Source organism: Enterococcus sp. DIV1298c, from assembly GCF_017316315.1.
GTDB classification, from domain to species: domain Bacteria; phylum Bacillota; class Bacilli; order Lactobacillales; family Enterococcaceae; genus Enterococcus_B; species Enterococcus_B mangumiae.
The window spans coordinates 129,002-153,414 of record NZ_JAFLWG010000011.1; the positions used below are offsets into that span (position 1 = coordinate 129,002).

Annotated in this window: 22 protein-coding genes and 1 tRNA gene; 5 read left to right on the forward strand and 18 right to left on the reverse strand. The window is 39.3% G+C overall.

Going from position 1 to position 24,413, the window contains the following annotated elements:
* Positions 1 to 31: 31 nt before the first annotated feature.
* The 8 genes from JZO83_RS03175 to rpoN form a co-directional block, all read right to left on the reverse strand.
* The gene (locus JZO83_RS03175) at positions 32 to 1,495 is read right to left on the reverse strand and encodes a helix-turn-helix domain-containing protein (RefSeq protein WP_207114961.1); all 1,464 of its coding nucleotides are present in this window, start codon (positions 1,493 to 1,495) and stop codon (positions 32 to 34) included.
* A gap of 486 nt (positions 1,496 to 1,981) precedes the next feature.
* Positions 1,982 to 2,488 (reverse strand): hypothetical protein, encoded by a 507-nt coding sequence (locus JZO83_RS03180; RefSeq protein WP_206853548.1) that lies wholly within the window; start codon positions 2,486 to 2,488, stop codon positions 1,982 to 1,984.
* 696 nt (positions 2,489 to 3,184) lie between these two features.
* Positions 3,185 to 4,483, reverse strand: a complete 1,299-nt coding sequence (gene eno / locus JZO83_RS03185; protein ID WP_206853545.1) for a phosphopyruvate hydratase — start codon at positions 4,481 to 4,483, stop codon at positions 3,185 to 3,187.
* A 116-nt stretch (positions 4,484 to 4,599) separates the two neighbouring features.
* Positions 4,600 to 5,355 carry a triose-phosphate isomerase gene (tpiA, locus tag JZO83_RS03190; protein WP_206853542.1) on the reverse strand — a complete coding sequence of 252 codons (756 nt, stop codon included), beginning with the start codon at positions 5,353 to 5,355 and terminating at the stop codon, positions 4,600 to 4,602.
* Positions 5,356 to 5,449: 94 nt separating this feature from the next.
* Positions 5,450 to 6,640 carry a phosphoglycerate kinase gene (locus JZO83_RS03195; RefSeq protein WP_010734863.1) on the reverse strand — a complete coding sequence of 397 codons (1,191 nt, stop codon included), beginning with the start codon at positions 6,638 to 6,640 and terminating at the stop codon, positions 5,450 to 5,452.
* Between the two features lie 105 nt (positions 6,641 to 6,745).
* Complete coding sequence (gene gap / locus JZO83_RS03200) at positions 6,746 to 7,747, reverse strand: type I glyceraldehyde-3-phosphate dehydrogenase (protein WP_206853540.1); 1,002 nt, start codon at positions 7,745 to 7,747, stop codon at positions 6,746 to 6,748.
* A gap of 40 nt (positions 7,748 to 7,787) precedes the next feature.
* Entirely contained in the window at positions 7,788 to 8,879 is a 1,092-nt protein-coding gene (locus JZO83_RS03205; protein WP_206853537.1) for a sugar-binding domain-containing protein, read from the reverse strand.
* 152 nt (positions 8,880 to 9,031) lie between these two features.
* Positions 9,032 to 10,360, reverse strand: a complete 1,329-nt coding sequence (gene rpoN / locus JZO83_RS03210; protein WP_206853532.1) for an RNA polymerase factor sigma-54 — start codon at positions 10,358 to 10,360, stop codon at positions 9,032 to 9,034.
* Positions 10,361 to 10,419: 59 nt separating this feature from the next.
* On the opposite strand from rpoN, the gene JZO83_RS03215 reads away from it, so the two are divergent.
* Positions 10,420 to 10,491: transfer RNA gene (locus tag JZO83_RS03215), tRNA-Arg, on the forward strand.
* Positions 10,492 to 11,161: 670 nt separating this feature from the next.
* Here the strand turns inward: JZO83_RS03215 and JZO83_RS03220 are convergent.
* From JZO83_RS03220 to JZO83_RS03240, 5 genes are all read right to left on the reverse strand, one after another.
* Positions 11,162 to 11,644 (reverse strand): hypothetical protein, encoded by a 483-nt coding sequence (locus tag JZO83_RS03220; protein ID WP_207114962.1) that lies wholly within the window; start codon positions 11,642 to 11,644, stop codon positions 11,162 to 11,164.
* Positions 11,645 to 12,029: 385 nt separating this feature from the next.
* Positions 12,030 to 12,659, reverse strand: coding sequence for a hypothetical protein (locus tag JZO83_RS03225; RefSeq protein ID WP_207114963.1), 630 nt, complete (start codon positions 12,657 to 12,659; stop codon positions 12,030 to 12,032).
* 173 nt (positions 12,660 to 12,832) lie between these two features.
* The gene (locus JZO83_RS03230) at positions 12,833 to 13,231 is read right to left on the reverse strand and encodes a hypothetical protein (protein WP_206853527.1); all 399 of its coding nucleotides are present in this window, start codon (positions 13,229 to 13,231) and stop codon (positions 12,833 to 12,835) included.
* Positions 13,232 to 13,442: 211 nt separating this feature from the next.
* Positions 13,443 to 14,057 carry a DNA-directed RNA polymerase subunit delta gene (gene rpoE, locus JZO83_RS03235; RefSeq protein WP_108143628.1) on the reverse strand — a complete coding sequence of 205 codons (615 nt, stop codon included), beginning with the start codon at positions 14,055 to 14,057 and terminating at the stop codon, positions 13,443 to 13,445.
* 76 nt (positions 14,058 to 14,133) lie between these two features.
* Positions 14,134 to 14,565 carry a DUF1934 domain-containing protein gene (locus tag JZO83_RS03240; RefSeq protein ID WP_066026358.1) on the reverse strand — a complete coding sequence of 144 codons (432 nt, stop codon included), beginning with the start codon at positions 14,563 to 14,565 and terminating at the stop codon, positions 14,134 to 14,136.
* A gap of 254 nt (positions 14,566 to 14,819) precedes the next feature.
* On the opposite strand from JZO83_RS03240, the gene JZO83_RS03245 reads away from it, so the two are divergent.
* From JZO83_RS03245 to yidA, 3 genes are read left to right on the forward strand one after another with little or no spacing between them, the layout of a single operon-like run.
* Positions 14,820 to 15,653, forward strand: coding sequence for a lipoate--protein ligase family protein (locus JZO83_RS03245; RefSeq protein WP_206853525.1), 834 nt, complete (start codon positions 14,820 to 14,822; stop codon positions 15,651 to 15,653).
* Positions 15,637 to 17,007: an HD domain-containing protein gene (locus JZO83_RS03250; protein ID WP_207114964.1), complete on the forward strand. Its 1,371-nt coding sequence runs from the start codon at positions 15,637 to 15,639 to the stop codon at positions 17,005 to 17,007. The genes JZO83_RS03245 and JZO83_RS03250 overlap by 17 nt, the downstream gene beginning before the upstream one ends.
* A gap of 14 nt (positions 17,008 to 17,021) precedes the next feature.
* Entirely contained in the window at positions 17,022 to 17,831 is an 810-nt protein-coding gene (yidA, locus tag JZO83_RS03255) for a sugar-phosphatase (protein ID WP_206853522.1), read from the forward strand.
* A 71-nt stretch (positions 17,832 to 17,902) separates the two neighbouring features.
* Here yidA and JZO83_RS03260 read toward each other — a convergent pair whose 3' ends face one another.
* Complete coding sequence (locus JZO83_RS03260) at positions 17,903 to 18,343, reverse strand: NUDIX domain-containing protein (protein ID WP_206853519.1); 441 nt, start codon at positions 18,341 to 18,343, stop codon at positions 17,903 to 17,905.
* A 134-nt stretch (positions 18,344 to 18,477) separates the two neighbouring features.
* Here JZO83_RS03260 and JZO83_RS03265 point away from each other — a divergent pair, with 134 nt between their 5' ends.
* Complete coding sequence (locus tag JZO83_RS03265) at positions 18,478 to 18,852, forward strand: VOC family protein (protein ID WP_206853516.1); 375 nt, start codon at positions 18,478 to 18,480, stop codon at positions 18,850 to 18,852.
* A gap of 74 nt (positions 18,853 to 18,926) precedes the next feature.
* Here JZO83_RS03265 and JZO83_RS03270 read toward each other — a convergent pair whose 3' ends face one another.
* From JZO83_RS03270 to JZO83_RS03285, 4 genes are all read right to left on the reverse strand, one after another.
* Positions 18,927 to 20,282, reverse strand: coding sequence for a TrkH family potassium uptake protein (locus tag JZO83_RS03270; RefSeq protein ID WP_207114965.1), 1,356 nt, complete (start codon positions 20,280 to 20,282; stop codon positions 18,927 to 18,929).
* A gap of 334 nt (positions 20,283 to 20,616) precedes the next feature.
* Positions 20,617 to 21,252, reverse strand: a complete 636-nt coding sequence (locus JZO83_RS03275; RefSeq protein WP_207114966.1) for a V-type ATP synthase subunit D — start codon at positions 21,250 to 21,252, stop codon at positions 20,617 to 20,619.
* A 7-nt stretch (positions 21,253 to 21,259) separates the two neighbouring features.
* Complete coding sequence (locus JZO83_RS03280; protein WP_206853510.1) at positions 21,260 to 22,636, reverse strand: V-type ATP synthase subunit B; 1,377 nt, start codon at positions 22,634 to 22,636, stop codon at positions 21,260 to 21,262.
* Positions 22,629 to 24,410 carry a V-type ATP synthase subunit A gene (locus JZO83_RS03285; RefSeq protein WP_206853508.1) on the reverse strand — a complete coding sequence of 594 codons (1,782 nt, stop codon included), beginning with the start codon at positions 24,408 to 24,410 and terminating at the stop codon, positions 22,629 to 22,631. The genes JZO83_RS03280 and JZO83_RS03285 overlap by 8 nt, the downstream gene beginning before the upstream one ends.
* Between the last annotated feature and the right edge of the window lie 3 nt (positions 24,411 to 24,413).

Consider the following 24,413-nt stretch of genomic DNA (forward strand, 5'->3'; position numbering starts at 1 on the left):
TTCCTAGTAGCGCAAGAACTAGCAGAACCTGTTAACCTAGTTTTGCAATGATCCTTGCTTGAACAACTGTATTTAAATTGTCCCAGTGATTTTTATTATGGATATCCCTAAAGAAAGCAAAATCCTGTGATTCTTCATGAAACAAAATGCCATCAGAGACTAGAACGTCAGCTCCCTCAATAGTAGAAGTAAAGTTAATGATTTTCCTATTAAATATAGTCAGTAATTTATTTTGGATCACTGGTACATATTCAGGATGGTGTAACATTGAAATAGCGATGATCACTGTCTCGCTATTTTGGATAGGCAAATAATAAGATAAGATGTACGCTAACTTATTCGCAAATATCTGTCGATCGCCAACTTTTAAATCCCTATTTTCAACTATTTTTAATACTAGATTCTTCACTTCCTGGATTCTACTGTCAGGACTATGTTGATTGGCCATTCCTTTCAAATTTTCAAAATAAATATTTTTATATGCCCAACTATTAATGACACTTTCATATAAAATCACATTTTCAACTTCAGGCTTTATATTATATTTATTTGACAACGTTTCTACGACATCAATCGAAAAATCAACGATCTCATTACTACTGATTCGTTTGAATTTTTCACCTAAAAATATTTTATCTCGCTTACTTGTCGTTTCAGGTATTAGAAGTTGTCTGCAAAAATAGAAGAAAGCAATTTCTTTTTCCCTATCTTCGATATTTCTAGTTGGTATTAGTTTGGTCAATGAATCATCTTCGTACAACTCTTTCATATTATCGAATATCTCTAGCGCTTCTTTCTCTAAATCTTGCACGAGATACCCACGAGAAACTGCATTTTCAAGTATCGAGAAAAGAATATCATGCTTCACTTTAGTTGTTTTTAAACTTCCATAGCCATCTCCCACTAAATCAATGTTTACTCTTGTCTGGCTATCCGCAAAAACATTATATGCCATAACTTGTACTAAATAATGATACGTTCTGATGGACTTCTCGTTTCCTTCCAAAGAAATTGATTCGAAGTTACTATGAATAGTGATTGGGATTTTTTGTTTCTGAAAAATGTCTTTCAGCCGACTGATCAATTTATAGCAATAAGACTTACTAAACATCAACTTATCAGAAATATCCACTACCCGAGTTTTTCGATGTTTCAAAAGATACAGCAACAATTGAAAATAAGGTGATTCATTAAAAAATTTTTTCTTCAAATTGACAAATACTTGAAGCAATACTTCCTGATTAAATCCTTCGATTAAACCGATCGTACCTTTTTCTAGCAAAAAGAAAGAGGAAAATGTGAAATCCAATTGTTCGAAGTTTTCTTCGAGTTCAACTAGTAATATTTTCGTTTGATACATCGTCAAGTTTAATTCCACGCTCAATTTATTTAATGATAAATATTTTTCTGTTACTAGAACTGTAAATAACTTCAACATTTCGCTTTGCTTTTTTGTTAAGTAATGGCTACTAAATGTATCCATTATATATTCCATGTGTTCTACCAACCTTCATGTTAGAGGATTCTAGACTAAGAGAAATTTACTTAGTCAGAATATTTCATTTTATTTTCCGTGAACGATGCCGCTGTTTCCATGTTCTACTTGAATTGCTAGCGTTTTTTCCTGCCATATACAGACTGTTTTTGTTGCTGAAACCGTGAATTTTTGAGCATGTATCCCTAACTTTTAACTAGATGATGTTTTTAACAATAGCCACTTATATCTACTAAGTTTCTTACTGTCAGATCAATCAACTATAATGGAAACAGCTTGCTGCATGAAAGAATAAAAGAAGGAACACTGATTCGCCAATCAACAAGAACATTTTTTATTGATCGTATCAGCATTTCTTCTTTGATTATTCTATAGGACAGATGAAAGGATGTAAGTATTCCATATAGCACCCCATACTATTTTGTCTACTTCGTACCTTCCGCTCTTTTTATCTATCACTCCATTAACAACTGGCAATAATTACTTTTACTCAGGATTACTCCCCCAAGGATTATTCACTTCTTGTGCTGTTAAAATGATTTTGACGCTATCATCTCTGTTTGATCGCCAGACATAATCATTTGCATCTAAAATGACATCGAAATCTTTTTCAATTTTCGTTGAGCTCATTCTCATTACCTGTTGTGCTTGAAGATACGGATTAGAAGGCTGTACATCTAGTCCATTCCCATATTGGTCAAGTTTTGCAAAAATGTTCACAAAAACATCTTCAGATTTTGTATTATTTACTGTGGCGGTTGCTTTCAAGGTCTTCGTTTGTTTTCGTACATCTGAATTCAAGTCAAAATCTGATAGTTTGAAATCCACTTTATTCGTTGTGCCTTCGTCGAAAGTGATCGCTAATTTTCCTTCTTGCACTTCAATCGGAATTTGTTTTTCACTATTTACCTCGGATGCATTTACCAAGAGTGGTTTACTACCTACTAACAACAAAGTTGATAATAGAATTGTCATTGATACCTTTTTTTTCATTGTTGGATAGCCCCCAGAATTTAATATTTTTTTCACAAAATCAGTTTACATTAAATTCCCGTGGACGGTTTATCCGAACATTCAACTCTTTTTTAAAAAAAGGATAATCCTTCCCATAATTCTTTGTTACACGATCGAAACTTAACATTTCCTATGAACTAGATTTACTATTTTTGTTTACTTGTAAGACACATCTCTAGGTCTTTGACTCAAGAAGTTTTCATTTCAATTGTTCTGTCAGTCATGGTTGCCAAAAATAATTCAAATGACTGCTGGTGCTTCAGTAGATGACTGCTGATCTTAGTCCTTACACTCATTTTTGTTAGAACAGGATATTTCACATGTTTTTGCTTATTTAAACACATGTGCGAGTGACGTCAATAATAGCTGGCGCATTGATTGAGGATGAAAAACAGATGATGAGGATGAAATAATGAGGAATTGTTCGTCGTGTTGAGTATCAATAGACTATAACATAGTAGAAACCAAAAAGAAAGGTTATATATTTTTCGGTTTTCATATCGTAAAAAGTCGAATCGTTTTCACAGTGCGATTGTTTTCACCGTCCATGATCAAACCTATTGACTACGAACTACCTTACTTATAGTTGATTGGTCGCTTTTATCTCTAAGAAAACCAAAAAAATACCCCTCTCATGTCATACGACACAAGAAGGGCATTTTTACAATCATTTGATTATTTGTTTTTTAAGTTGTAGAAAGATTTCAAACCTTTGTACTCTGCAACTTCACCAAGTTGGTCTTCGATACGTAATAATTGGTTGTATTTCGCAACACGGTCAGTACGTGAAAGAGAACCTGTTTTGATTTGGCCAGCGTTTGTTGCAACTGCGATATCAGAGATTGTTGAATCTTCTGTTTCACCAGAACGGTGAGAAACTACTGCAGTGTAACCAGCTTCTTTAGCCATTTCGATTGCTTCGAAAGTTTCTGTCAAAGTACCGATTTGGTTAACTTTGATAAGGATTGAGTTAGCAATTCCTTTTTCGATACCTTCAGCAAGTTTTTCAGTGTTTGTTACGAACAAGTCGTCACCCACTAATTGAACTTTGTCGCCTAGAACTTCTGTCAATTTCTTGAATCCGTCCCAGTCGTTTTCGTCTAATCCATCTTCGATTGAGATGATTGGGTATTTAGATACTAATTCTTCGTAGAATTTGATCATTTCGTCAGTTGTTTTTTCGCCTTCGCCTGAGTCAGCTAATACGTAAACACCTTTTTCTTTGTCGTAGAATTCTGAAGAAGCAGCGTCCATTGCAAGAACAACGTCTTTACCAGGAACATAGCCAGCTTTTTCGATTGCTTCGATGATTACTTCGAAACCTTCTTCGTTTGAACCAAGGTTAGGAGCGAATCCACCTTCGTCACCAACTGAAGTTGCTAATCCACGAGATTTCAAGATTGCAGCTAATGCATGGAATACTTCCGCACCCATACGTAAAGCTTCTTTGAATGTTGGCGCGCCAACAGGCATGATCATGAATTCTTGGAAGTCGATTGAGTTATCCGCATGTGATCCACCGTTGATGATGTTCATCATTGGAGTTGGCAATACTTTTGTGTTAAATCCGCCTAGGTAGTGGTATAAAGGCACTTCTAGGTAATCAGCAGCTGCACGAGCAACAGCGATTGATACGCCTAAGATAGCGTTCGCGCCTAATTTACCTTTGTTAGGAGTTCCGTCTAAAGCGATCATTGCTTTGTCGATAGCCATTTGGTCACGTACATCGTAGCCAATGATTGCTTCAGCAATGATGTTGTTTACGTTGTCAACAGCTTTAATTACACCTTTACCGCCGTAACGAGCTTTGTCTCCGTCACGTAATTCAACTGCTTCGTATTCACCAGTTGAAGCACCTGAAGGAACCATTCCACGGCCGAAAGCACCGCTTTCTGTGTATACTTCTACTTCGATTGTTGGGTTACCGCGTGAGTCTAGAATCTCGCGAGCGTAAACATCAGTAATAATTGACATGTTTTGTCTCTCCTTTGAGTTTGGTTTTTTCCTAAGGGATTTCCCTCATATACGATTTTAGTTAATTTTGTGTCTTAGTGCAAACATTTCTTGCATTTTTCACAAATTTTCAAGAATTATTTTACAGCGTCAAGTAATGCTAAGAATGAATCCGCTTCTAAGCTAGCTCCGCCAACTAATGCGCCATCCACATTTTCTTTCGCCATGTATTCAGCAATGTTCTCAGGTTTTACAGAACCACCGTATTGGATGCGTACTGCTTCTGATACTTCTTTGCCGTAAAGTTTTTCAACTGTTTGACGTACCACGCCACAGATTTCGTCAGCGATTTGAGCATCTGCTGATTTACCTGTACCGATTGCCCAGATTGGTTCGTAAGCAATAACTAGATTACTTACTTGACCTTCTGTTAAGCCTTCAAGTCCAGCAGTGATTTGTCCTTCGATCCACTCAGCAGTTTTGTTTGCTTCGTAAGTTTCTAATGACTCACCACAGCAAAGAATTGGGATCATGCCGTTTGCGAAGATTGCTTTTGCTTTTTTGTTGATGTCTTCGTCAGTTTCGTGGAAATATTCACGACGCTCTGAGTGTCCGATGATCACATATTGAACACCTAAGTCAGCTAAAGCTGCTGGAGATGTTTCACCAGTGAATGCACCTGAGTTTTCCCAGAAAGAGTTTTGTGCAGCGATTTTTAATTCTGTACCTTCAGCTGAAGCCATTAATTCTTGTAAGAATAATGCTGGAGATCCAATAACTGAATCTACTTTATCATTTGAAGGGATGTTGTTTTTTACTGCTTCTGCGAAATCTTTTGCTTCAGATGCAGTTTTGTTCATTTTCCAGTTACCAGCGATAATTGGTTTACGCATGATATGCACTCCTATTCAGAATGAAAGAGGACCACAGATTTGAGCAATCTGTTGGTTATCCTCTCACCATTTTATTTGTTCATTGATTTAATGCTTATTTGTCGTTGATCGCAGCTAGACCAGGTAATTCTTTACCTTCAAGCAATTCTAAACTTGCACCGCCACCTGTTGAGATGTGAGTAAATTTATCTGCGAAACCTAATTGTTCAGCAGCTGCTGCTGAGTCACCGCCACCGATGATCGTTGTTGCATCTTCAAGGTTAGCGATTGCTTCACAAACACCGATCGTACCTTTGGCAAAGTTACTCATTTCGAATACGCCCATTGGTCCGTTCCATACAACTGTTTTTGCTCCTTGCAATGTATCAGCAAATAGTTTAACAGAAGCAGGTCCGATGTCTAATGCCATCAAGCCTTCAGGAATGTCGCCTTCGATGACTTGTGTTTCCACATCATTTGAGAATTCAGGCGCACACACGTTGTCGATCGGTAAAACTAGTTTGTCGCCAGCTTTTTCGATCAATTCTTTTGCTAAAGCTACTTTATCCGCTTCAACTAAAGAGTTACCGATTTTGATGCCTTTTGCTTCGTAGAATGTGTAAGTCATTCCACCGCCGATCAAAATTTTGTCTGCTTTAGGAATCAAGTTTTCGATGACACCGATTTTATCTGAAACTTTCGCTCCACCTAAGATCGCGATCATCGGACGTTTTGGTTCTTCGACTGCTTCGCCGATGAATTTGATTTCTTTGTCCATCAAGAATCCAGCAACTGTTGGGATACCTGTTGAAGCGATCCCTACGTTAGAAGCATGCGCGCGGTGCGCTGTACCAAAAGCGTCATTGACGAATACATCGCCTAAAGAAGCCCAGTATTTACCTAAGTCAGCGTCATTTTTGCTTTCTTTTTTGCCGTCGATGTCTTCAAAACGAGTGTTTTCAAAAACAACTACGTCGCCATCTTTCATGTCAGCAATCGCTGTTTCCAATTCTGAACCACGAGTTTCAGGAACGAAAGTCACTTCTTTACCTAGCAATTCGCCTAAACGTTTTGCAACTGGTGCTAAAGATTTTCCTTCTTTATCTTCTTCTGTTTTCACACGTCCAAGGTGAGAGAAAAGAATCGCTTTTCCGCCTTGCTCCAACACATAATTGATTGTTGGTAACGCTGCTTTGATACGTGTATCATCAGTGATGACGCCGTCTTTCAAAGGAACATTGAAGTCAACACGGACAAGGACTTTTTTATCTTTTAAATCAATATCTTTGACTGTTTTCTTAGCCATTTGATTTCCTCCTAAATAAACATCTTATCAAAAAAAGCGGAGAAGCGCGATTGCTTCCCCGCTTTTAAGTGTACATGGATATAGGTTACACTTGTACGATTTATCTTATAAGTTAGCGAAGTATTCTAAAGTACGTACTAATTGTGCAGTGTATGACATTTCGTTGTCGTACCAAGCAACAGTTTTAACTAATTGTTTGTCGCCAACAGTCATTACTTTTGTTTGAGTAGCATCAAATAATGAACCGAAAGTCATACCAACGATATCTGAAGAAACGATTTCGTCTGTGTTGTAACCGTAAGATTCGTTTGCTGCTTCTTCCATTGCTGCATTAACTTCATCAACTGTTACGTTTTTATCAAGAACTGTAACTAATTCTGTTAATGAACCTGTAGCGATTGGTACACGTTGAGCAGCTCCGTCTAATTTACCGTTCAATTCAGGGATTACTAAGCCGATAGCTTTAGCAGCACCTGTTGAGTTAGGAACGATGTTTGCAGCAGCAGCGCGTGCACGGCGGAAGTCACCTTTAGGATGAGGTCCGTCAAGAGTCATTTGGTCACCTGTGTAAGCGTGGATAGTTGTCATTAATCCTTCAACAACACCAAATTTGTCGTTCAATGTTTTAGCCATAGGAGCTAAACAGTTAGTTGTACATGAAGCACCAGAGATAACTGTTTCTTTACCAGTTAATGTTTCATGGTTTGTGTTGTAAACGATTGTTGGTACATCATCGCCACCAGGAGCTGAGATAACAACACGTTTAGCACCAGCTGTTAAATGTTTTTCAGCAGCTGATTTTGAAGTGAAGAAACCAGTACATTCTAGAACGATATCTACGCCTAGTTCGCCCCAAGGTAATTCTTCAGGGTTACGGTTAGCTAAAACTTTAACTTCTTTTCCGTTTACGTTGAATGAACCTTCGTGAACTTCAACTGTTCCGTTGAAACGTCCTTGAGTTGTATCGTATTTTAACAAGTGTGCCAACATTTTAGCATCTGTCAAATCGTTGATTGCTACTACTTCGATTCCATCTACATCTTGGATACGACGGAATGCTAGACGTCCAATACGTCCAAAACCATTAATACCTACTTTAACTGTCATTTAAGATTTCCTCCTTATGAAAATCAAAAAAATATTTATTTTAAAGGGATACCCCTTTTAAAATCTCATTTGCAGCGGCTTCATCGGTAATGAGCCACGTTTGTTTTGGTGCATTATTCATATACGCTCGAATCGCTTTGGCTTTGGCTTTCCCTCCTGCAACTGCAAGAATGATGGGAACCTTTGCTAAGTCTTTTAATTCGATGCCGATTCGAGGGACTTTATACACCACTTCTCCTTTTTCATTGAAGAAATAGCCAAAAGATTCCGCAACGGCATTGGCCTGTTTCAACATCAGCAATTCTTCTTCATTCATCTTTCGTCGCGCTGCCATATGCAACGCCCGTCCAATACTATGAATAACACAATTTGCCTCACTTATCAAGTTTAACACTTCTTGTATAGACGGCTCATTGAGTAGTGAATTGTAAGTAGCCAAGCTTAATTGTTCCGGCACATACAATGCTCGGTGTTTTCCATTTGCCTTTGTAGCCATTCTAGCACTGACTGAGTTCGCTTGTACAGTAATCGCCTCGCCGATCCCACCTCTTGCGGGTACAAATAAGTTATGGCGTTTGCTATTTTCTAAGCTGGTCAGTTGCTCTGCGACGATCGCCATCGTTGTTCCTCCCATGACTGCGATGATATTATCACCTTCTGGAAGTAATAGATTCAAAGATTCGTCCAAGGCTTCGCCAAAAGCATCTGCTACTTTTGGTTGTTGTTCACTGTTTCCAGAAACAACGATACAGCGCTGATTCCCAAAATACTCAGATAGTTTCATTTCGATCTGATGCATTCCTAGAAGTTGGTCCATAAAGCTTTCGAGGCTTTGATAGACTTCTTCTCCCTTTTTTGTCAGCGTCATACCACTTTTAGAGGCGTTGATCAGTTCAAGTTGTTTGAGCAAATCCGTTTCTGTTCGTAAAACACGTTCGGTCATGCCCATGCTTTCCGATAAACTACGACGACCAATTGGCTGCATCCAGTAAATATTGCGCAAAATCTTATAACGTTCTTGCAAAACATCCATGATGTCTGGTGCAACAGCTTCAATCAGTTTCAATTCATCTAACATAGCGATCTCCTTAGTTGGACACTTTTTGTCCAATGTAGACTCAAAACGACCCATGTGATCTAAAAAAATAAATCGGACTTTCCAACTTGCACGTTCTCATATAGGAAAATCTCAACCTCACATGACTTAGTCTACCAGTTTTATCCTTTTTTATCAACAAAAAAAGACTAGAAAAATGTTTAAGATTCTTCTAGTCTTGCTTTCCTTTACTTATCATACCGTTTTCTTTTCGATGAACTAGGGATTCCTAACAAGTCACGATATTTAGCAACTGTCCGGCGAGAAATCGAAATTTTCTCGTTTTTAAGCAGTTCAACTAATTTTTGATCTGATAATGGCTTGCTTTTATCTTCAGCATCCACCAATTCTTTGACTTTTTTCTTAGCTGTATCAGCGGATAGGTCTTCGGAACTTTCTGTGTTTGTCGGTTGCAGTCTTGTTGTAAAAAACTTTCTCAATTCAAAGACCCCGAACTCGGTTTCAAGATATTTGCCATTCACTGCTCGACTGACAGTCGATTCATGGACATCGATCTCTTCTGCTACCTCTTTTAAGGTCAATGGTCGAATCGGACGTGCTACGTTCGTAAAAAACTCTTTTTGGCGTGAAACGATGATCTGTGCTACACGCATGATCGTATCGCCCCGCTGTAAAATCGTTTTTTGTAGCCACTCAAATTCTTGTTTACGTTCTTTTAGATAGGCTTGCGTTTCTTTGTCTGCTTTTTTTTGCATTTGTTGAAAATAAGCTTCTTGAAAGCGAACATTCGGTTGATTGCCACGATTCGAGACGACTTGGACTTCTTCACCTTGCACAATGACTTTGACATCTGGAATGATATACAAGCCACTACTATGGTCAAATACTCTGCCAGGGCTTGGACTAAGGGTTTGGATATAGTCGAAGATCCGTTGCACGTCGCTTAATGGAATCGAAAAATGTTGCGCGATCTCTTTCCATTTGCGATCCACTAACTGATCGAACCATTCTTCCAAGACGATGTAAGCCAATTCGGGGGCATAATCATCTCTTTCTGTTTGTAACATCAAGCATTCTTGTAAACTTCGGGCACCAACACCCGCGGGTTCTAATTGTTGTATCAATGTCAACGCATCAAGCATTTGGATTGGTGTCGCATTGGTCTGATGAATCGCTTCTTCTAAAGGAATCGTCAAAAAGCCATTCAGGTCAATGTATTCAATCAGATATAAAATCAACTTTCGTAAAAAAGTATCTCGGTAGTTCAAATGGACTTGATCGATCAACGATTCAAAAAGTGAACCTGTCGTATCAGGAATTTGGTTCAGATAACTCGTTTCTTCCCCATCATAACTAGTGCTTCGTTTTTGATAATCGGGTTGCCAATCCGGTTCGACTACTTCTACTAAGGGGTTTTCCAATGCCTGGTTTTCAACAAAAGCTAAAAGCTCTTCGCTGTTGTACTGCAAGACTTGGATGGACTGTTGTAGTTGCTGTGTCATGGCAAGTTTTTGTGTTTGTTGTTGTTTTTGTGAAAAATTTTGTTCAAATTTCATTTTTTTGCCCATTCCCCTTGTAATTTATTTTTGATTTCGATACAATTGTTGCAGTGCTTGCGTCCTTAGTGTAGTGGATATCACGTAAGATTCCGGTTCTTGAGACGGGGGTTCGATTCCCTCAGGACGCGTCTAATGTTATCTTAGCATATTTGCAAGGATTTTGCTTTCAAAATTCTAAGAAAAAAGCGGTTTTCCTATCTAGGAAAACTGCTTTTTTTGATTTCTTTATGGGATTGATTTATTTTTGATGACTGACTGACTTTCTTTCCATACATCATTCTATATTTGCCAAATATTATTCTTTTATATGACCTTCAATGAAAAATATGAATAATAGAACTAACCTCTTTTTCAACAAATCAGATTCCATCATCGTTTCTTTGCTATTTAACTTATTTTCACACTTGGCATACTTAATAAAGAGATCGAGACAACAGTGTTTTACCCAGAGAAACAGACGCTTATCCACAAAAATTGTTCTTCAAATTTTGTGGATGGCGTCTTATTTTCAAGGATGTTGCTTCTATAGGCCGTCGTTTATTCGATTTTATGATAAAGTAAAAAGTCAATTTTACCTTTGTCCTAGATACTTTTCAGTTTCATTAAAAATCCCTACTTGTTCTTTTTGCTTGAATTAGCAAAATAGACGAGTGAAAATCCTACATACATACCTAGTGTTATCCACCACTTAAATTGTCTATTTAATAGATGAGATAGACCCCAGTTAAAAAGTAATACTAGTAGAAAAGCACCCAAAATAATTTTAAGGTCCTTCATAATTACCCCACCTTTATAACATTAAAAATTAATACGTCCATTATTGGGGACTTTATCACGTTGATCCCAATATTTGGCTAAATAAGCACCTGGAGAATTCAAATTAAACACAAAATCAATTACATTTTGTGTGATAAATCCACCAACCATTCCATATTTTATTAACGCTGCTTTTACTGCAGATATAGCAGCATGTTTTCCAACTTTTTTCATAGCCGCAGCAAGTCCTCCAATAGCGCCACCAATAGCTATCCCAATCGCAGTATCAATAAATGCTCCCATTTGATTGACAGTAATTCCTTGCCAAGGTGATCTCAGCGCTAATGATGGGTCTGTTATGTATACACCTTGATCCGTACTAATTGGATCTATAGTATAATCTCCTCGCAATTGTTTATAAACACCATCTCGGAGATATTCCTTAGATAATTCTGGATAATTTTTAGATATTTCAACAACTAATTGTTCTACTTGTTCTTCATCAAATGACTCTTCAGACTTCAAATCTACATACACCTCTTCAGTGTAATTATCTGAAGCGTAAACACTAACTCCTGATGGTACTATACTTCCTAACATCAACAATAACAAAAAAAAACGATACTTTTAAACTGAATACTTTTTTCATGATAACGCCTTCTTCCTGTTTATGATTAAATATAGTGTTACATTTAGAATTTTATCAAAAGAAGGACCTAATTTAATATTTATCATAAAAAGGGCTGTTAGAGTCATTTGTGTTCAAATTATCAAACTAATTTTCTAAAATCGTTAACTAGTATTTTTGGGGACAAAATCATGATACCAAAATACCGTAACATAATACGTCAGTATGTCGAGTTACTAATCACTCGTTTTTTCTTTTAATCAACTTACTCATCATGGGATTTTAAAAAGTAAACCAATCTTCTATGTAACTATAGTAGAAATGATTTGATAAAGGTCCAGGATCATAGCGCTCTGTCACACCATCGCCTCGACGAAGTGTTAAGCCGTTTCTTAAAGTTGCTGTTTTTTGATCATAGAAATCACCATTTATCGTATAGAATATCCGGTTAGGATCTTCTAAATAGGCAAATACATCCCCCGAAAAATGTTTCTCCAATCCTGGGTTAGTTGTTTTCAACTGGACAGACAAAATCGACTTGATTGCCCGAAAATTTCCACTTTCACTCGTTTCACAGTACAACAACAAACTTGGTTGGTATACTCTGTTAACAGTTATGTTTTGAGAAAAGACACGATAGGTTGTGCCATTATGTATTGCGCTTTGCGCCATTTGCTCAGTATAGCCTATATGTTTTCTTGCTTGTTCTTCGGTCAGTTGAAACTCTCTTGAAATGACACGAAGCAGTTGATCAAAGTCCAAATTACTGGACATCGTTCGATATGTATTTGCTTCACTTTGTATTGAAAGATTTAAAGACGTTTGCTCTTTTGGTGACAGATTGACCAACAGGAACAACGCAAATAAAACACCAAGACAACTGATTACTTTTATTCGTATTGATTTTTTCATCGATTACTCCTATTTATTTGTTATTCTTCTGTCTATTATCATAATCGGAAATAGCCACTGACGCAAAGAAAACTTTTATAAAACAATTGTTTTTATTTTTGACTTCTCCTTTCAACAGATTTTTCACAAGAAAAAAGAGCCGTTGCTTCGGCTCTTCAACAGCTTTTCGCTTTTTAGTCATATGGGACATAATTTTCCATACGTTCTTCTTCGTTCAACTCCTCATTTTCAATCAACATATTCATGCCGCCCATCAATTCCGAACTCATCGGACCATTCACAGATAAGTCATGTCGCTGGATCATTTGTTGATATTCCTCTGCACTGATCACTGCTCCAGTTTTCAGATTTTTATACTGCTTCGGCGTTTCCTCAACTTCATCGTCCAATTTTGAAAAATCAGTTTCTTTGTAAGTGACAAAGTAGCCATGAGAAAGTTTCTTTTTGACCACTTCATTACATTCAGGACAGCGGATCGGCATTTCCTTTTCCTGGTGTTCCACGACGTTACTTACTTCATTATAATAGAATTTCGTCTGACAATTGGGACATTTTAGTTGATCATCTAACATATCGATCGTCTCCTTCTATTTTGATTATCGTGTCTCAGTTTCGTTTTCATCATACTCCTTTTTACAGGAAATGAAAAAAGATTCGCTGAGATGAACTAGTTCTTATGATCAAGAACACCGAGTATTGGTAGAAGCACTACTTAGTCAAACACAAAAAAACTGCAAGTATGCTTAGTTATAAGCAACTTGCAGCTTCGAGTAGTTTCCCTTTTTATTCTTCTGGGAAATCTTCGTCTTCGAACTCTTCATCTTCTTCATCATCATCGTCTTCGATAATGCTTAGATCTTCTTCGATGTTTCCTGGGATTTCTTCTTCATCATCACCAGTATCAGCACCGATTTCTTGTAAGTCAGAGTTGTATGCAGCGATTTCTTCATCATCGTCGTCTTCGTCTTCAAATAGATCATCATCGTCTTCATCAGACAAATCAGTATCTTCTGGGTCGTCATCATTATAATCGATGGCATCTTCGTCATCATTGATAAAGGCATTGACTTTTTTGCGTTTACGACGACGTGGTGTATCCTCGTCTTCTTCGTCGATTCCATGGTTGACTTCTTCATCGATTGAATCAATGGCATACCATGAACGCAAGCCCCAACGATTGTCGCCTAATGAAATAAAGCTACCGTCAATATTTAAGTCAGTATAAAATTGTGCGAGTGAATCACGAATGTCACTATCTGATTTGCCAAGATAAGTTTGGATCTCATTTGCTAAATCAGAAAAGTCCATCACATCACCACGCTGCTCTAAGATCGCGTGTGCGACTTCGATCATTGATAATTCGTTTTTGTTTGCACCTTCAAATACACTAATTTCCAATCAGGACACGTCCTTTCACAGTCTACTCCTTATCATACAAAATCACAGGTAAAAAATCAAACGTTTCTTTGCTATTTTATGCAGTAAAGTCTAAGACCATCTCATATTCACCTATTTTTTCTATTCCCATGAATAAATCGTACTCGATCATGACTTTGCCAGCGGTTGGTCGATCTTTTAGACTGACGTGTAATTCCTTCGTGAATGTGTCGACTTGAATCATTCCGTAAGGGGTCCGATAATGAGTCTCCAGGCGTTCACGATAGGCAAATTTCAAACGCATACGCATTTCACCAGCACGGATCAATTGTACGTGCCCATCTGGCATGATCTTGATCGTGACAGGAATCTCTTCCTGTCCTTCTTGGATCTCTTTATAGCGTATGTATAAGGTATCGCCAATTTTGACCATCTGTCCTTTCAGATCAAAATAAAAATCTTGTTGTTCTCCTTGTTGTTTCACCTTCGTACGTAATTGTATCGAAATCGGTAATCCAGATCGTTCCATTAGACATTCTCCTTTTCTCATAGCTACATTGTTCCCACTTTCCATTGATTTGTCAACCGACAGGTCTAAAGAGCGGATAACTTTTTTCCTCTCTTCTTTAATAATTTGGAGTATAATGAAGGAAGTGGGCGTGATACTCCTATTGTATTATAACGATTTGGTGGCTGTGACATGAGCCTCTCGTCACACCTAAGTTCAAATAAAAGATAGGTAAAGCACCCGTTCTCAAACAGATTTAACTAGGAGCTGAGTACATGACATCCATCATTTTGGATCAAGAAGTCTACCACACAAATGATTTTTCTCCGTTTGCTTTAACGGATATTTTAACAGAGAATTCAAAAAAAAAGCAACAAACTTTTCTACATTTTTGGCAATATCAACAGACAGTTATTCTTGGTATGAAAGATACTCGGACACCCTTTTTAGCTGATGGGATAAAGGCTATCCAACATGCGGGATTTACTCCAGTGATCCGCAATGCCGGTGGACTTGGCATCATTTCGGATCAAGGAATCTTGAATATCTCATTGATTTTCCCGCAAGAGGATGAGAATAAGATCTCGATCGATGAAGGCTACGAAAAGATGCTCGCTCTGACTCGCCAAGCTTTTCCTGTTTACGCCGACAAAATAGAAGCCTATGAAATCAAAGAGTCCTACTGTCCAGGTACGTATGACCTTAGTATCGATGGTAAAAAATTTGCCGGGATTGCCCAACGTCGCATTAAAAACGGGATTTCAGTCATGATGTACCTTAGCGTGAATGGTGACCAAGAAAGACGTGGCGAATTGATGCGGCAATTTTATCAACAAGCGTTGAAAGAACAATTTGGTACGGATGGCTACCCTGCCGTGAGACCAACCAGTATGGCGACATTAGAAGAGTTATTCGCTACGTCATTGACGATCGTGCAAGTAAAAGAGTCATTTATCAAGGCATTTGATACAATGTATCCAACAAGTATTTCGATGGACTCTGACGCTTGGCAAAAAGCCAATGTCTCACCCGATGAGTGGCAAGTACAAATCGAACGTATGAACCAACGAAATGCACTAAAGGAGGTGGCTTATGACAACACCTTATAAATATAAAATGTTACCGATGGAAAAAGTGTTTAGAGATCCTGTGCATAACTATATCCATGTGCAGCATCAAGTAATTTTAGATTTGATCAATTCTAAAGAAGTCCAACGATTACGGCGGATCAAACAACTCGGTACTTCGTCATTTACTTTTCATGGCGCAGAACATAGTCGTTTTACTCATTCGTTGGGTGTATACGAAATCTCTCGTCGCATCTGTGATATTTTTTCAAGAAATTTCTCCATTGAAAAAATCGGTCCTTCTGGTTGGGATGATCGGGAACGTTTGGTCACATTATGTGCCGCCTTACTCCACGATATTGGTCACGGACCTTATTCACATACATTTGAACATATTTTCCAAACCAATCATGAAGCAATCACTGTTGAGATCATCACTTCGCCAGAAACCGAAGTCTACCAGATTTTGAATCGTGTCGAAGAAGGCTTCCCTGAAAAAGTGGCTAGCGTGATCCAAAAAAACTATCCAAATCCACAAGTCGTCCAAATGATCTCTAGTCAGATCGACGCTGATCGCATGGATTACCTTTTACGTGATGCCTACTTTACCGGTACGGAATATGGGACATTCGATTTAACGAGGATCTTGCGTGTGATTCGCCCCTATCAAGGAGGCATCGCCTTTTCTATGAATGGGATGCATGCGGTAGAAGATTATATCGTCAGTCGTTATCAAATGTACGTCCAAGTGTATTTCCATCCCGTTTCCCGTGGCATGGAAGTTGTGTTAGAGCATCTATTGCATCGCGCCCATGAACTTTATCATCAAGAAGATGATAGCTTTGCACGACATTCACAGCTCCTTCTACCATTTTTAGATGGTACCTTTAGTTTAGAGGAATATCTCAAGCTAGATGATGGGGTGTTGAATACTTGTTTCACGCAATGGACGGACTCGTCTGATCCGATCCTCAGTGATTTAGCCAAACGTTTTTTGAATCGTAAACCATTGAAATCCGCGATGTTTTCTGGTGATCGTCAGTCGCCATTGATTGCTGAACTGACTTCTTTAGTTGAAAAAGTGGGCTACAATCCTAACTATTATACGGCGATCAATTCCAGTTATGATCTTCCTTATGACTTTTATCGTCCTGAAGAAGGCAGACATCGAACACAAATCGAAATCTTGCGAAATGACGGAACTTTGGTAGAATTATCAGAGGTCAGTCAATTAGTTGCTGCATTAGCAGGGCAAGAACAAGGAGATGAACGTTTCTTCTTTCCAAAAGAAATGGTTGATCCTTCCTTGCGTAATCACTATGATCTTTTTGACGAAACCTATCAAGAATTTGCGCGTCATATCCATAATGGCGCATTGATTGAAGAAATAAACTAACTAAGGAGAACATTATGTCTATCAAATTAGTCGCTATCGATATCGATGGCACCCTTTTAAATGAAAAAAGAGAAATCACACAAGAAGTCAAAGAAGCAATTGCAAGCGCTGTGGAAAAAAACGTGGCGATCGTCCTATGTACAGGTCGACCTCTTCCAGGTGTCAAAAATCAATTGAATGAATTAGGATTATACCAAGATAATGATTATGTGATCACTTATAATGGAGCTTTGGTCCAACAAACAAAATCAGGTAAGATCATCGCTCGTCATGGCTTGACTTACGAAGATTTCTTAGAGATCGAAGTGATGGCAAGACGTGTAGGCAGTCATTTACATTCCATCGATGATCAAACGATCTATACTACAAATCGTGACATCAGCCCTTACACTGTCCATGAAGCATTTTTAGTCAATATGCCGTTGAAATATCGGACAGCGGATGAAATGACCCCTGACATGAGTATCGTGAAAATGATGATGATCGACGAGCCAGAGATTTTAGATGCGGCAATCGCTCGTTTACCGCAAACATTCCGCGAAAAATATACGACTGTCAAGAGTTCCCCTTTCTATTTTGAGATCTTGAACAAAGAGGCAAGTAAAGGAGCGGCTGTTGCTAACTTAGCGCAACATCTAGGAATCAATCAAGATGAGATCATGGCGATCGGCGATAACGAGAATGATCTGTCGATGATCGAATACGCTGGATTAGGTGTGGCAATGGGAAATGCTGTGCCATTGATAAAAGAAGCTGCCAACGTGATCACTGCAACGAACGATGAACACGGTGTTGCCGAAGCAATCAAAAAATATGTCTTATAAGACCAATGAATAAGAAACAGCTCATTGAGAGGGTCGAAATGCTGACTCTCTGATGAGCTGTTTTTTGCTGTTCAATTGTTCAGCGCTAGCCATTGCTCGACTGCCCAACGGTGGCTCCCTCGCTTCAATTTCTCCAAAGCAGTTTCAGGAGTGACCCACCAGATCGATTGATCTGTTTCAATTGGTTCCCCCACCTCCTGCCAGCTTTTTGCCACGTAAAAATAGCCAGGATTATGATAATATGTTTTTCGATGCTTTGAGTAAAAATACTCTGCGGCTTCGCCTAAATAACAAGCAATCTCCGCCCTTATCCCCATCTCTTCTAACAATTCACGAGCAATCGCTTCTTCGTTGGTTTCTTCTCCCTCTTTTTCACCTCCAGGTAGAAAAAAGGCACCATTTGGCGCTTCGATCATTGCGATTTTCTCATGTGATTCGACAATGATATACGCTGCATAACGGTCTTGGTAGTTTGCAGACTCGTCTTTTTCGCCAAACATTGGTTTTTCCATAGGTTATATCCTCTCATCTTTTTCTTTCTATTCTACATGAGAGTTTTCTCATAAACAAGCACAAACCCATATTGTACATGTATTTTTTGATATGATAAATAGGAAAAGGTAGAAACAGAAAGGAAGATTTATTTATGAAAATGGCTCATACTTGCGTACGTGTAAAAGATCTTGATGCTTCTTTAGAATTTTATCAAAAAGCATTTGGTTTTGAAGAAAGTCGCCGTCGTGATTTTCCAGAAAACAAATTCACACTGGTTTACTTGACTTTACCAGGAGATGATTACGAATTAGAGTTGACTTACAACTATGACCATGAAGGATACGACTTAGGAAACGGCTATGGTCATATCGCTATTTCAGCGGATGACTTGGAAGCACTTCATGAAAAACATCAAGCAGAAGGCTTTAACGTGACTGACTTGAAAGGACTTCCTGGAACTGCTCCTTCTTATTACTTCGTTGTCGATCCTGATGGCTATAAGATCGAAGTAATCCGTACAAAATAAAACGTTGCAAAAAAAGCAGAGGAAGCTTACACGTTGTGTTTGCTTCTTCTGCTTTTATTTTTGATCAGTCACAGTTACCCGATCAGTACACTTTCTTCTGGATATTTATATTTTGCTTCTGTTCGATTTCCTTTGACAAGTAAAGAGAAAAAGACAGTCAAAATGCCTACACGTCCAATATACATCAATGACATGATGATCAGTTTTCCGATTTCTGTCAGGTCGGGTGTCAGTCCCATCGTCAAACCGACTGTTCCAAATGCTGAGAACACTTCAAAAGCGATGTATTCGATGCCTGAAGTCTCTGGGATCGTCTCCGTCACAGACAAAACCATTATCGCTAACATACATAAAGATAATGTGATGAAGAATAACGTTAATGCCCGAAGCACTGCTGCTGGACGAATCGTTCGTCCAAAAGCTTCTGCTCTTGTTTTTCCTTTAAACGTCGCGTGCATTTGAATCACTAAGATACCTAACGTGGTGGTTTTTAGTCCGCCCGCTGTTGAACCTGATGTTCCACCGATATACATCAAGATCATTGTCAGCATCAATCCTGCATGACTCATTTGTAAATAGTCGATCGAATAGTAACCGGCTGTTCTTGGTGTGACACTCATGAAGAACGTATTTGCTAAACGTTCCAGATAAGTTCCTTCAACTAGATGGATGCCATTTCGTTCTGTAAAGAAAAAGACAACAAAACCGCCCACTAATAACACGCCAGTCACGATCAATGCGATTTTTGAGTGCAAGGTGATTTTTTTCACCTTATGATAGCTGAGTAAATCACGCCAGACAATAAAGCCTAACCCGCCAGCAATGATCAACGCAGAAACCACCATTAGTAAATAGACGTTTGGCTGATCATCAGCCAAGCTATTACCTAATAAGTCAAAACCTGCATTACAAAAACTCGACACCGCATGAAAGATACTGAACCAAATCCCCTTTGCCCAGCCGTAGGTCGGTACAAACGTGAAACTCAATGCAAAAGCACCCAGCGCTTGGATCACCAGCGCAAATTTCAAGATATAAAGCATCAAACTCATCACGCCAGACATGATTTCAAGGTTCAGAGCTTCTTTTAATAAGATCCGCATACTAAAACTGACTTTTTTCTTAGCTACTGCAAAGAAAATAATAGGGATCATCATAAAGCCTAAACCACCGATCTCAATCAAGATCATGATCAAAAACTGCCCTGCTTCGTTCCAATGTGCTGCCGTGTTCAAAGTGGTCAACCCAGTGACACAAACAGCTGAAGTTGCGGTAAACAATGCGTCGATGTAATTGGTCGCTTCACCGCTCTTACTGAAAAAAGGCAAAGAAAGTAAGCTGCCACCAACCAAAATCAAAAGAAAAAAGCCAACAGCGATCAATTGGACTGGTGACAGTTGCTTTGTGAACTTCTGTTTAATTCGAATCACTCCTCTAAGGGTACTAACCCTCTTCGTAAAGAACATAGAAAAGCAGCTATATTCCCACAGATATAAAAAGAAATCTATTGATAACTCCCTATTTTTATTCTTTATCTTACCCTGTTTTTGTTATTCTGGCAAAGAATTTGAGACTTTTACATCCCTTCTATCGCTTCGTTTGCTTTCAGTAATTTTCAACCAACGAGGGAAAAACAAAAATACAAAATAAGAAAAAACTCCTATTGAAGTAAGCCATAAACGTCAAAACAGAAAAAATATTTTAGCGTCTACAACTTATTCTTCGGAGTTTAGTACGATCGAACGATAAAGTGATTGGAACTACTTAATCATCGTTCCCCATATTTTTTACTTTGATCAAACGAGTCACTTCCGCTCGTTCATTTTCTTCTAACTTCATTTTGATATAATGGATCGTTTCTTCCAGTTGCGGGATCGTCATGTACTCTAATGCATTGACTCTTCGACGTGTTTTTTCGATTTCACCAGCCATCAATTGACAGGTCTTCTCGATTTCCGTCAACTCAAGCAGCTTAGGAAGAAATGAGGTGAAACGATCGATCGAACGATCTAATTCCGCATTTGAATTCAAATAGCCATATTCTACAGGTGCTTCGCCTAACTGTTCGTCGTATTCAAAATTCATGATCGGGACTTTGACGCTCATGATGTTTTTTTCGATCACAGATAACTCGACATTTTCTGCTGGCAAGACAAACAATTCATCAATGAATGCTTCAGGCAATGAAGCTTTCGCAAGGACAAAATCGCTCATAGCTGCGGTTATTTCTTTTTCTACTGTATGGCGCAATTCATTGTTTTTGCGAATCAGTAAGATGAATTGACGCATCAATTCATCTTGCTTATCTTTTAACAGTTTGTGCCCTCTCGTCGCGGTCGTCAATTGTTTTTTGAGTCGTGTCAATTCCATCCGTGTCGGATTAACATTTAATCGAACCATCTGACACTCACTCTCCTTCTGGCAGGTACTGGTCAAGCAAATCGTCTTTGATCCGTTTTAATTCTGTTCGTGGAAGCATCGCTAAAAGCTCCCAGCCAAGGTCTAACGTCTCAGTGATCGAGCGATTCGTATAAAAACCTTGATTGACATATTCTTTTTCAAAACGTTCCGCAAATTTTGCATAGATCTTGTCCACATCTGACAACGCAGATTCACCTAAAACAACAGCTAGTTCCTTCGCTTGTTTTCCTTGAGCATATGCCGCAAACAATTGGTTCATGGTTGCTGCATGATCTTTTCTCGTCTTTCCTTCACCTGTCCCTTTATCTTTTAACCGAGAAAGGGAAGGCAACACATCGATTGGCGGTTGGATCCCACTCTTATACAATTCCCTCGTCAAAATGATCTGTCCTTCAGTGATATAGCCAGTCAAGTCAGGGATGGGATGTGTCTTATCATCTTCTGGCATGGTCAAAATTGGGATCTGTGTCACAGAACCTTTTAAGCCACGAATGCGCCCAGCACGTTCATATAAAGTTGCCAAGTTGGTATAAAGATACCCTGGATATCCACGTCGACCTGGTACTTCCCGACGTGCCGCTGAGATTTCTCGCAACGCTTCGGCGTAGTTGGTCATATCCGTCATGATGACTAAGACATGCATTCCTTTTTCATAGGCTAAATATTCAGCCGCAGTCAAAGCCATGCGAGGTGTTGCGATCCGTTCGATGGCTGGATCATTTGCTAAGTTCATGAACATCACAGAGCGATCGATCGCCCCTGTTTGGCGGAAATCTTCCATGAAGAATTCTGCCTCTTCAAAGGTGATCCCGATTGCTGCAAAAACAACGGCAAAATCATCGGAAGAATCCAGCACTGTTGCTTGTCTTGCTATTTGGGCTGCTAATTCTTTGTGTGGCAATCCAGAGCCAGAAAACACTGGTAATTTTTGTCCTCTGACCAACGTGTTCAAATGATCGATCGCCGAGATTCCCGTTTGGATAAACTCATCGGGGTAATCACGCGCCACTGGATTGATTACTTCGCCATTGATGTCCAAGTATTTTTCTGGCAAGATTTCTGGCCCATTGTCTTTTGGTCGACCTAACCCGTCAAATACACGACCGATCATATCTTCAGAAACCCCTAATTCCAATGGATGTCCTAAAAAGCGGACGGATGAATCTCTGAGGTTGATTCCACTCGTTCCTTCAAAGATCTGGACCATCGCTTTGTCTTCTTGTACTTCGAGTACTTGTCCACGACGAATCTCGCCATTTTGCATACGTACTTCGATCAATTCTTCATATTTTACACCAGCGACTTTTTCTACCGCCATCAAAGGACCGACCACTTCGCCAATCGTTCGATATTCTTTAATCATCGGTCATTCCTCCTTCTGAAACGATTGCTTGGATCGTTGGTTTGATACTTGCTTGGATCTCATCTAATTTGGCTAATTCTGTTTCCGGCACGAATTTGCTACGGCCGATCCGTTCTCTCAATGCGACAGTTCCTTTCATGATCTCACTCAAATAAGCACCTAATGAGATCGCCTGACGTGCTTCTTCGCCAAAGGAAAGAACTAATTTCAACATTTTGAATTGTTTTTCTCTGGAAGTAAATGTATCCACATCATCAAAGGCATTTTGCTGTAAATAATCTTCACGAATGGATTTGGCTACTTCAAGAGTCAAACGATCGTTGTCAGAAAGTGAATCGACACCGACAAGGCGGACGATTTCATTCAGCTGTTCTTCTTGTTGTAAGATACGCATTCCTTCTGCTACCATCTCTGACCAATTCTCTTGTAGGATCTGATCCATATAACGTCCGACTTCTGATGAGTAAAGAGAATAGCTTTGAATCCAGTTGATCGATGGGAAATGACGCTTTTGCGCTAAACTAGAATCTAGTCCCCAGAATACTTTCACCACACGTAACGTATTCTGTGTCACTGGTTCTGAGACATCTCCACCAGATGGCGAAACTGCACTTATTGCTGTAATGCTTCCTTCACGTTCTTCAGAACCTAAAGCAATGACACGTCCTGAACGTTCATAATATTCTGCTAAGCGAGAACCTAAATAAGCAGGATACCCTTCATCGCCAGGCATTTCTTCTAAACGTCCACTCATCTCTCGTAACGCCTCTGCCCAGCGAGACGTTGAGTCTGCCATGATCGCCACATCATACCCCATATCACGGAAATATTCCGCAATCGTGATCCCTGTATAGATCGACGCCTCACGAGCTGCTACCGGCATATTCGACGTGTTGGCGATCAATACGGTACGTTCCATCAATGATTCCCCTGTATTAGGATCGATCAATTCTGGAAACTCATTCAATACATCCGTCATTTCGTTGCCACGTTCGCCGCAACCGACATACACGACCATGTCCACATCCGCCCATTTGGCGATTTGGTGCTGAACGACTGTTTTACCGGCACCAAAAGGACCAGGAACAGCGGCAGCTCCGCCTTTTGTCACTGGGAAAAAGGTATCGATGACCCGTTGTCCAGTGATCATCGGTGCGTCTGGATTCAGTTTTTCTTTGATAGGGCGACTACGTCTGACCGGCCATTTTTGTAGCATCGTCAATTCACGTAAGCCGTCTTCCGTCTCGATCACGCAGACTACTTCATCAATCGTAAATGAGCCTGCTTCGATTTTAGTGATTTTTCCTTTGACACCATGAGGTACCATGATTTTGTGTTTGATGATCTTCGTTTCATCCACAACACCAATGACATCTCCTGTGCGAACTTCTTGTCCAATTTCAGCAGTTGCTTCGAACCACCATTTTTTTTCGTGGTCTAATGCAGGTAATTGCACCCCACGGCTTAAAAAGTTGCTTTGTGTCAACTCCATAAATGTATCTAAAGGACGTTGAATCCCGTCAAACATTTGTGAAATGATCCCCGGTGCTAGTTCAACTGATAAAGCTTCCCCTGTTGAACGTACTGGTTCGCCAGGGCCGATCCCTGAAGTTTCTTCGTATACTTGTATTGATGCGACATCTCCACGCATCTCGATGATCTCACCGATTACTCCTAACTCTCCCACTAAGCACATATCTTGGATACTGGCATCTGACATATTTTTTGCCATCACGAGAGGGCCGGAGACTTTTATGATTTTTCCAATTTGCAATGC

Excerpts from the sequence above, each read along its gene's own strand:
- JZO83_RS03175 (WP_207114961.1), bottom strand. The coding sequence starts at position 1,495 with ATGGAATATATAATGGATACATTTAGTAGCCATTACTTAACAAAAAAG.
- JZO83_RS03180 (WP_206853548.1), bottom strand. The coding sequence starts at position 2,488 with ATGAAAAAAAAGGTATCAATGACAATTCTATTATCAACTTTGTTGTTA.
- eno (WP_206853545.1), bottom strand. The coding sequence starts at position 4,483 with ATGTCAATTATTACTGATGTTTACGCTCGCGAGATTCTAGACTCACGC.
- tpiA (WP_206853542.1), bottom strand. The coding sequence starts at position 5,355 with ATGCGTAAACCAATTATCGCTGGTAACTGGAAAATGAACAAAACTGCA.
- JZO83_RS03195 (WP_010734863.1), bottom strand. The coding sequence starts at position 6,640 with ATGGCTAAGAAAACAGTCAAAGATATTGATTTAAAAGATAAAAAAGTC.
- gap (WP_206853540.1), bottom strand. The coding sequence starts at position 7,747 with ATGACAGTTAAAGTAGGTATTAATGGTTTTGGACGTATTGGACGTCTA.
- JZO83_RS03205 (WP_206853537.1), bottom strand. The coding sequence starts at position 8,879 with ATGGGTCGTTTTGAGTCTACATTGGACAAAAAGTGTCCAACTAAGGAG.
- rpoN (WP_206853532.1), bottom strand. The coding sequence starts at position 10,360 with ATGAAATTTGAACAAAATTTTTCACAAAAACAACAACAAACACAAAAA.
- JZO83_RS03225 (WP_207114963.1), bottom strand. The coding sequence starts at position 12,659 with ATGAAAAAATCAATACGAATAAAAGTAATCAGTTGTCTTGGTGTTTTA.
- JZO83_RS03230 (WP_206853527.1), bottom strand. The coding sequence starts at position 13,231 with ATGTTAGATGATCAACTAAAATGTCCCAATTGTCAGACGAAATTCTAT.
- JZO83_RS03240 (WP_066026358.1), bottom strand. The coding sequence starts at position 14,565 with ATGGAACGATCTGGATTACCGATTTCGATACAATTACGTACGAAGGTG.
- JZO83_RS03245 (WP_206853525.1), top strand. The coding sequence starts at position 14,820 with ATGACATCCATCATTTTGGATCAAGAAGTCTACCACACAAATGATTTT.
- JZO83_RS03250 (WP_207114964.1), top strand. The coding sequence starts at position 15,637 with ATGACAACACCTTATAAATATAAAATGTTACCGATGGAAAAAGTGTTT.
- yidA (WP_206853522.1), top strand. The coding sequence starts at position 17,022 with ATGTCTATCAAATTAGTCGCTATCGATATCGATGGCACCCTTTTAAAT.
- JZO83_RS03260 (WP_206853519.1), bottom strand. The coding sequence starts at position 18,343 with ATGGAAAAACCAATGTTTGGCGAAAAAGACGAGTCTGCAAACTACCAA.
- JZO83_RS03265 (WP_206853516.1), top strand. The coding sequence starts at position 18,478 with ATGAAAATGGCTCATACTTGCGTACGTGTAAAAGATCTTGATGCTTCT.
- JZO83_RS03275 (WP_207114966.1), bottom strand. The coding sequence starts at position 21,252 with ATGGTTCGATTAAATGTTAATCCGACACGGATGGAATTGACACGACTC.
- JZO83_RS03280 (WP_206853510.1), bottom strand. The coding sequence starts at position 22,636 with ATGATTAAAGAATATCGAACGATTGGCGAAGTGGTCGGTCCTTTGATG.